This is a genomic window from Mesopusillimonas faecipullorum (assembly GCF_020539505.1).
Lineage (GTDB): Bacteria > Pseudomonadota > Gammaproteobacteria > Burkholderiales > Burkholderiaceae_B > Mesopusillimonas > Mesopusillimonas faecipullorum.
The window spans coordinates 34,762-42,546 of sequence record NZ_JACDXW010000010.1 but is presented as its reverse complement, the minus strand read 5'-3'; the positions used below and the strand labels follow the sequence as shown (position 1 = coordinate 42,546).

Genomic DNA, 7,785 nt, shown 5'->3' with positions numbered 1-7,785 from the left:
GCCGCCAAATTCCTTGGACAACACCGTGCAGATCGCTGCCGTCAGCGTCGTTTTGCCGTGGTCAACGTGGCCAATCGTGCCTACGTTTACGTGCGGTTTCGTCCGCTCAAACTTCTCTTTTGCCATGACTCAATTCCATCAATTAGTTCAAGAATACAGATAAGCATTCCGCCAGCCACTAGGGCTGGACGGAACCCAGTTTATTATTTACCGCGCGTGCTGATGACTTCATCAGCCACGTTCTTGGGAGCCTCAGCGTAGTGCTTGAACTCCATCGTGTAGGTTGCCCGACCTTGGGTCTGCGAACGCAGGCTGGTCGAATAACCGAACATCTCAGCCAGCGGCACTTCGGCTTTGATGATCTTGCCGCCGCCAGGGATGTCGTCCATACCTTGCACCATACCGCGGCGGGACGACAAGTCGCCCATGACCGTACCGGCGTAATCTTCAGGCGTTTCAACTTCGACAGCCATCATGGGCTCGAGCAGCACGGGGCTGGCCTTGCGCATAGCGTCTTTGAAAGCCATCGAACCAGCCATACGGAAGGCGTTTTCGTTGGAGTCCACATCGTGGTAGGAGCCGAAGGTTAGCGTAACCTTGACGTCGACCACGGGGTAGCCGGCCACGATACCCGAAGGCAGCGTGTCTTGAATACCCTTGTCCACTGCGGGGATGTACTCGCGAGGCACCACGCCGCCCTTGATGGCGTCGACGAACTCGTAACCACCGCCAGGAGGCAGGGGCTCGAGTTTGATGACTGCGTGACCATATTGACCACGACCACCGGACTGCTTGACGAACTTGCCTTCGACGTCTTCGACCGTCTTGCGAACGGTTTCGCGGTAAGCCACTTGAGGCTTGCCAACGTTGGCTTCAACGCCGAATTCACGACGCATGCGGTCGACCAGCACTTCAAGGTGAAGCTCGCCCATACCGGAAATAATGGTTTGGCCGGATTCTTCGTCGCTGCTGACGCGGAAAGAAGGATCTTCCTGAGCCAGACGCGACAAGGCCACGCCCATTTTCTCTTGGTCGGTCTTGGTCTTGGGTTCGACAGCCTGCGAAATCACGGGCTCGGGGAACTCCATGCGCTCGAGCAGGATGTGCTGACCTATGTCGCACAGGGTTTCACCCGTGGTGACGTCTTTCAGACCAACCACTGCGGCGATGTCGCCTGCCAGAACTTCTTTGATTTCTGCACGGTTGTTGGCGTGCATCTGCAAGATACGACCGATACGTTCTTTCTTGCTCTTGATAGGGTTATAAACCGTCTCGCCAGAGTGCAGAACGCCCGAGTACACGCGCACGAAGGTCAACTGACCAACGAAGGGGTCGCTCATCAGCTTGAATGCCAGCGCCGAGAACTTGGCGTTGTCGTCAGCAGGTAAGCTGATCACGTTGCCGTCATCGTCGGTCCCTTCGACAGGAGGAATATCGACCGGCGAAGGCAGGTAGTCGAGAACGGCGTCAAGCATGCGCTGAACACCCTTGTTCTTGAAAGCCGTGCCGCACAACATGGGCTGGATTTCGCCGGCGATAGTACGCAGACGCAGACCATTGTTGATTTCGGCTTCAGTCAGCTCGCCTGTTTCCAGGTACTTGTTCATCAGGTCTTCGTTGGCTTCAGCAGCCGACTCGACCAGCTTTTCGCGCCACTCGACAGCGTCGTCAGCCAGATCAGCGGGGATATCTTCGTAGTCGAACTTGGTGCCGTTCGAAGCTTCGTCCCAGATGATGGCTTTCATCTTGATCAGGTCGACCACACCCTTGAAGGTGTCTTCAGCGCCGATGGGGATGACGATAGGCACAGGGTTAGCCTTCAGGCGCACCTTGAGCTGCTCGTAGACCTTGAAGAAGTTGGCGCCGGTGCGGTCCATCTTGTTGATGAACGCCAAACGGGGCACGCCATACTTGTTGGCCTGACGCCACACGGTTTCGGACTGGGGCTGAACACCGCCCACGGCGCAATACACCATGCAAGCACCGTCGAGCACGCGCATCGAGCGTTCGACTTCAATGGTGAAGTCAACGTGGCCCGGGGTGTCGATGATGTTGATGCGGTGCTCGGGACGGTCGCCCGCCATGCCACGCCAGAAAGCAGTGGTGGCCGCCGACGTAATCGTGATACCGCGTTCCTGCTCCTGCTCCATCCAGTCCATGGTGGCGGAGCCTTCGTGGGTTTCGCCCAGCTTGTGGTTGACACCGGTGTAGAACAGGATGCGCTCGGTCGTCGTGGTTTTTCCAGCGTCGATGTGGGCGGAAATACCGATATTGCGGTAGCGCTCGATTGGGGTTTTGCGGGCCATGATTGAGTCCTTAGATTACCAACGGAAATGGCTGAAGGCCTTGTTGGCTTCGGCCATTTTGTGCGTGTCTTCGCGTTTCTTCATCGCGCCGCCACGGCCTTCCGCCGCGTCCAGGAGCTCGCCAGCCAGGCGCAGATCCATGGACTTTTCGCCGCGCTTTTTGGCGGCTTCGCGCAGCCAGCGCATCGCCAATGCCAGGCGGCGCACAGGGCGCACTTCAACCGGCACTTGGTAGTTAGCGCCACCGACGCGGCGGCTCTTGACTTCGACGACGGGCTTGATGTTGTTGATGGCGGTGTTGAACACTTCGATGGGCTCTTTGCCCGTCTTGCTCTGGATCTGGTCGAGGGCGCCATAGACGATACGCTCGGCGACAGCCTTCTTACCAGACAGCATGAGGATGTTCATGAACTTGGCCAATTCAACGCTGCCGAACTTGGGATCGGGCAGGATTTCACGTTTTGGTACTTCGCGACGACGCGGCATTTTGACACTTCCTTGTGACAGTTCAGTTGAATCGCACCATTTTGGCGCGACCATGACCCCCTAACGAGGGAGCCCCTTACGTGCCCGCATTGATTTTATGCTGGGCTGCACATGACACCCTGCCCCGAACAGACGGGACCGAATGAAGCATATGTGTACTACAGATGTACGACTTAAGGGTTACAGCAGTTACTGCAAAAAGGCGATTAGGCCTTCTTGGGGCGCTTGGCACCGTATTTGGAGCGCGATTGCTTGCGGTCTTTCACGCCTTGCAAGTCGAGCGAACCACGAACAATGTGGTAACGCACACCGGGAAGATCCTTGACCCGACCGCCGCGCACCAGCACAACCGAGTGCTCTTGCAGGTTGTGGCCTTCACCGCCGATGTAGGAGATGACTTCGAAGCCGTTGGTCAGGCGCACTTTGGCAACCTTACGCAGAGCGGAGTTAGGCTTCTTGGGGGTGGTGGTGTACACACGGGTGCAAACGCCGCGGCGCTGCGGGCAGTTTTCGAGCGCGGGGCTCTTGCTGCTGATGTGGCTGACTTCGCGCGGCTTGCGCACGAGTTGACTAATGGTTGGCATGTCCTTAACGCATCCTTTGAGCTGCACGCACCTACAAAAAGCAAGGCATGCACTGAATGATCGCCTTTCGCGTGACTTTGAATGCCAAGCTAAGCGACTCAACCTAAGTTGGGCCGTTAAACCCCGCACCCAAAAACAACTTAGGCGGTTTTTTGCGCAAAAACCGCCCATTAACCAAAGATGTTGCGTTAAAGAGCGGCTTTTACTGAAACTTGCGCGCTAACCGACTAACCCGGCGCGCTTCCTGGCCGTTTGCTTGGCTAACCCGCCGCATAAACACGCAAGCAGGAAAACAAGTTTTCGGTCAGCTCGCCATCATAACACAAAATGCGCAAGCACAGGCACTTTTTACTAGACAAGCACTACATAAGTCGTGCAGTAAGCAAGTGCTCTAGACGTCCTTAAACACGACATACATGTTCTGCCACTTTTTTCAGGGATACGCCCAAGGCGGTACGTTCTTGTTGATCAAGCACTTCAAGCGCGTTCTGAATAATTTTATGCGCATCGGGCCAAGCTTGCGCGTATTTCGTGCGTCCTAGTTTCGTCAGATAAACCCGGGTGGAGCGATTGTCCTGCGGGTCGCTCTTGCGCACCGCCAAGGCGCGCTCCTCCATCTGGCTGACGACGCGACTTAGCACAGCAGGCCTGACGGCCGTAGCACGCGCAATTTCCGTAATATTCTTGCCATCCTCATCGTGCAGATACTGCAACACCCGGAAATGGATGTAGGTGATGTCCAGTTTACGCAAGGTAAAGTTGCGCAGGTCCTGTTCCATACGGAAGATGATAGAAGCCATCTGGAACGCGATATTTTGGTCTAGGCCCAACTGGGGCGGCTTGAGGTCTGGAGTCGACATACGGGATCAAACAAGTTGCGCTCGCGGCTACGGATATCGTTGCCACGGCAGCGATTCACTAAGCGCTTCGGCCTGCACGTAAAGACCTGAACGGCAAACCCAAGGCGGCTGGAGCGGCCGAGCGTCTGGCGAATATTACCAGGGCCACCAACGCAAGCCCATACGGCATCATCACAAAAAACTGGTAAGGAACGCCTGGATACCAAGTCTGTAGTCGTATCTGCAAAGCGTCCGCCAAACCAAAACCCAGACACGCCACCAATACACCCAACGGATTCCAGCCCCCAAACACCACACAGGCGATGGCGATGAACCCCCTGCCAGCCACCATCCCTTCGACGAAGGCATTCACCTGCGCCAGCACGAGAAAAGCGCCCCCCAATCCCGCCATCGCCCCGCCAAACAGGACTGCCATGAGGCGATAACGATTGACGCTCACCCCCGCCGCATCGGCTGCTTGGGGGTTCTCGCCAGCAGCGCGTAGTTCTAGCCCCCAGCCCGTACGCGACAGACCGAAGTACAGAACGACAGCCAGTACGATCGCCACATAAACCAGCAGGGTATGGCTGAAAAGAACCTGGCCTATAAAAGGGATCTCACGCAGTGGTCCAAAATCGACGGCGGCGAACGATGGGATCGAGACCGGCCCGCCTCCCCCTATAGTGAGTCGGTAACCAACACCCGACAGACCCGCCCCAAGAAAAACCAGCGCCAGCCCAGAAACGATCTGATTGGCGCATAAGTATATGGAGACCCAGCCGTGCAGCGCCGCCAAAACCACGCCGCCCGCAATGGCCAGTATCGTCCCGCCCCAAGGGGAACCGGTATATACAGCGCCGGCTGCCGCCAGAAAGGCGCTGAACAGCATGATGCCTTCCAGTCCGACATTCATCACGCCGGCACGCTGGCTCACCGTCTCGCCCAAGGCGGCAAAGACGATGGATATGCTCAGTCTAATGCCCGCCGCCACAAGACCTGCAATCATCAACTCCATCAGGACGCTCCCTTCTTTTTGGAGATCGAATCAAAGCAAAGAAAGCCCATCATCACTACGCCCTCGATGATGTAAACGATAGGAAACGGAATGCTAGCCTCGCGCTGCAAGACTCCGGCACCCACATAAAAAATGGCAAACAACACCGCCATAGGCGGCACCCACAAGGGCGAAAGGCGGGCCATCAAAGCGATAGCGATAGCCGCTTGCCCATAGCCCGAAGAAAAATTGTCCTGCAGGCGTTCATGTATTCCCGCCACCTGTACGCTGCCCGCCAAGCCGGCCAGGCCAGCACTGATAAACATGGCCCACACCACGACACGCTTTTCCCGCAAGCCGGCATAACGTGCAGCGAGAGGATTGCAGCCTACCGCCGTCAGACGAAAGCCAAATGCTGTCTTCTTGATCAGAATGTACAAAACCACCACCGCAAGCACAGCTACTACCAAACCGTAATGCACTCGCGAACCCTCAATCAAATTAGGCAGCAGCAACGTCTCGGGCAGGTAATCGCTCCATGGCATCAGGCGCGCGGGCTCTTGTAATGGACCGCGTATCGCCCAACTTAGTAACTGCAACACCATGAAGTTCAGCACAATGGTAGAAATGATCTCGCTTGCTTTGAAGCGCACAAGCAGCCACCCTACCAGCACCCCCAATAGGCCGCCGCCGACAAACCCTGTTAGCAGATAAAGCACCAGTCCCAGCGGCGCGGGTAAATCAGCAAACAATGGCACACAGGCAAACGCTATCATCGCCCCCATCAGAAACTGTCCATCGCCACCGATATTGAACACCCCAGCCCGGAAAGCAACGGCGACGCCCAAACCTACCAGCGTCAACGGTATGCATTGCGTTAGCACCTCGTAAAAGCCGTTAGAGGTGCCCAAGGTATAGCTCAGTAGTGCTGCGTATGCGGCAAGAGGATTTTTGCCGGCAGCCATAATGAACACTGCGGGTATCAAAGCCGTCACCAGGGTAATCAGCGAAGCCGCCCACCATAACGCTCTGGGCCTCTTGGTGTTGGCACCCTTCATCTTTGAGTCATCCACCTGCCTACTTCCTGAAGAGTCGTTTCTGAAACCGCCACAGGACCGTGCAAACGACCGGCTGACAGCACCATGATGCGGTCAGCGATTGGCCACACCTCAGCCAAGTCGGCTGAGGCCAGCAGCACCCCGGCTCCGGTCGCACGCCGCTCTAGCAGCTGATTATTAATAAAGGCGATAGTTTTAACGTCCAAGCCCCGCGTAGGATGGGCTGCGACGATCAGACTAGGGTGACTGGCCAACTCTCGCGCCAACACCAGTTTTTGCTGATTCCCTCCCGACAGCTGTGACATTGCCGCCTGTAAACTTGGTGTTTTTATCGCGTAGTCTCGCACTGCCTCTTCTACAGCCGTTTCGACCTGTTTGGGTCGCAACCAACCTAGACGATTAAACTGCGCACACCCCAAATGCGTAAGCAGAAAGTTGTCTCCCAGCGACGCATCGGGCAAGACACCGTCTTTGAGCCGATCTTCAGGGATATGGCAAACGCCTTGGCGACGCAGCGCAGCAGCGTCCAAATAGTCGCCCCCTTCTCCGAACCAGTAGTCCAGCCGCCCAGCGTCGGGCTTAAGCAAGCCGGTAACAGCACGCACCAACTCGGATTGACCATTACCTTCCACCCCGCACAAGGCCAGGATTTCGCCGCGACGCACCTCGAAGGTGGCCTCATGCAAGGCAACCGTGCCATTGGGACGCTTGATTGTCAGCCCCGCCGTCTTGAGCAAGCTCTGCCCCGACTGTACCGCACCGCTCTTCTCGGCCAAAACCGGCATCTCGTCTCCCACCAGCAAACGGATGAGATCCTCCCGGCTTTTGCCTCTTACGTCAGAGTTATTAACCACTTTGCCATGGCGCATCACGACCACCCGGCGACAGCTTTCAAGGATGTCCTCGAGCTTGTGGCTGATGATGATGACTGCCGTGCCCTGAGCCGCAAGCCCCGCCACCATGCGAAACAGCGCAGGCCGCTCTTCTTGGGACAAAACAGCAGTGGGCTCATCCAGAATCAACAGACGCGGTTTGCGCGACAGTACCTTCATGATCTCGACCCGCTGCTGCTGACCTACCGTCAACCTATCGACGCGGACATCGAAATCCACATCCACGCCCAGGCTTTTGGCCAGCACACCAATTTCGGCTCTCAATCCACCGAAACCCAGCAGCATACGCCGCCCCCAACGGGGGTCGCCCAACGCCAGATTTTCGGCAACCGTCAAGGCCCCTACCAACTTGAAGTGCTGGTGCACCATGCCTATGCCGGCTTCAGCCGCCTCTCGAGGGGACGAGAGGACAAGCGCTTGGCCGTTCAACTGCATCGTGCCGCCATCTGGCCGAATCAGGCCCGAGATCACGTTCATTAGCGTGGATTTCCCCGCGCCGTTCTCACCAAGAATACCCATCACCTCACCCGCATCCAGCGTCAGGCTGACGCCATCGTTTGCAATGAGACTGCCGTAACGCTTGGTGATGCCTTCCAGCCGCAGGAGCGGAATATCAGCCATCGTC

The 7,785-nt window shown here is 56.9% G+C and carries 8 protein-coding genes; all 8 read right to left on the bottom strand.

Translation table 11 applies throughout. From position 1 onward, the window contains the following. A partial coding sequence (locus tag H0484_RS14220; RefSeq protein ID WP_255645315.1) for a GTP-binding protein occupies window positions 1–126 on the bottom strand: 126 nt, incomplete at its 3' end. 77 nt (window positions 127–203) lie between these two features. Next, window positions 204–2,306 (bottom strand): elongation factor G, encoded by a 2,103-nt coding sequence (gene fusA, locus H0484_RS14215; protein ID WP_226955301.1) that lies wholly within the window; start codon window positions 2,304–2,306, stop codon window positions 204–206. A gap of 15 nt (window positions 2,307–2,321) precedes the next feature. Continuing rightward, window positions 2,322–2,792: a 30S ribosomal protein S7 gene (gene rpsG / locus H0484_RS14210; RefSeq protein WP_226955300.1), complete on the bottom strand. Its 471-nt coding sequence runs from the start codon at window positions 2,790–2,792 to the stop codon at window positions 2,322–2,324. A 206-nt stretch (window positions 2,793–2,998) separates the two neighbouring features. Further along, window positions 2,999–3,376, bottom strand: coding sequence for a 30S ribosomal protein S12 (gene rpsL, locus H0484_RS14205; RefSeq protein WP_226955299.1), 378 nt, complete (start codon window positions 3,374–3,376; stop codon window positions 2,999–3,001). A gap of 401 nt (window positions 3,377–3,777) precedes the next feature. Further along, entirely contained in the window at window positions 3,778–4,236 is a 459-nt protein-coding gene (locus tag H0484_RS14200; RefSeq protein ID WP_226955298.1) for a MarR family winged helix-turn-helix transcriptional regulator, read from the bottom strand. Window positions 4,237–4,294: 58 nt separating this feature from the next. Next, window positions 4,295–5,230: an ABC transporter permease gene (locus tag H0484_RS14195; protein ID WP_226955297.1), complete on the bottom strand. Its 936-nt coding sequence runs from the start codon at window positions 5,228–5,230 to the stop codon at window positions 4,295–4,297. Continuing rightward, complete coding sequence (locus H0484_RS14190) at window positions 5,230–6,282, bottom strand: ABC transporter permease (RefSeq protein WP_226955296.1); 1,053 nt, start codon at window positions 6,280–6,282, stop codon at window positions 5,230–5,232. Before H0484_RS14190 ends, H0484_RS14195 begins: the two co-directional genes overlap by 1 nt. Then, on the bottom strand, window positions 6,264–7,781 hold the full coding sequence (locus H0484_RS14185) for an ABC transporter ATP-binding protein (protein WP_226955295.1): 1,518 nt from the start codon (window positions 7,779–7,781) through the stop codon (window positions 6,264–6,266). The genes H0484_RS14190 and H0484_RS14185 overlap by 19 nt, the downstream gene beginning before the upstream one ends. Window positions 7,782–7,785: the final 4 nt, after the last annotated feature.

Excerpts from the sequence above, each read along its gene's own strand:
- H0484_RS14195 (WP_226955297.1), bottom strand. The coding sequence starts at position 5,230 with ATGGAGTTGATGATTGCAGGTCTTGTGGCGGCGGGCATTAGACTGAGC.
- H0484_RS14200 (WP_226955298.1), bottom strand. The coding sequence starts at position 4,236 with ATGTCGACTCCAGACCTCAAGCCGCCCCAGTTGGGCCTAGACCAAAAT.
- H0484_RS14185 (WP_226955295.1), bottom strand. The coding sequence starts at position 7,781 with ATGGCTGATATTCCGCTCCTGCGGCTGGAAGGCATCACCAAGCGTTAC.
- fusA (WP_226955301.1), bottom strand. The coding sequence starts at position 2,306 with ATGGCCCGCAAAACCCCAATCGAGCGCTACCGCAATATCGGTATTTCC.
- rpsG (WP_226955300.1), bottom strand. The coding sequence starts at position 2,792 with ATGCCGCGTCGTCGCGAAGTACCAAAACGTGAAATCCTGCCCGATCCC.
- rpsL (WP_226955299.1), bottom strand. The coding sequence starts at position 3,376 with ATGCCAACCATTAGTCAACTCGTGCGCAAGCCGCGCGAAGTCAGCCAC.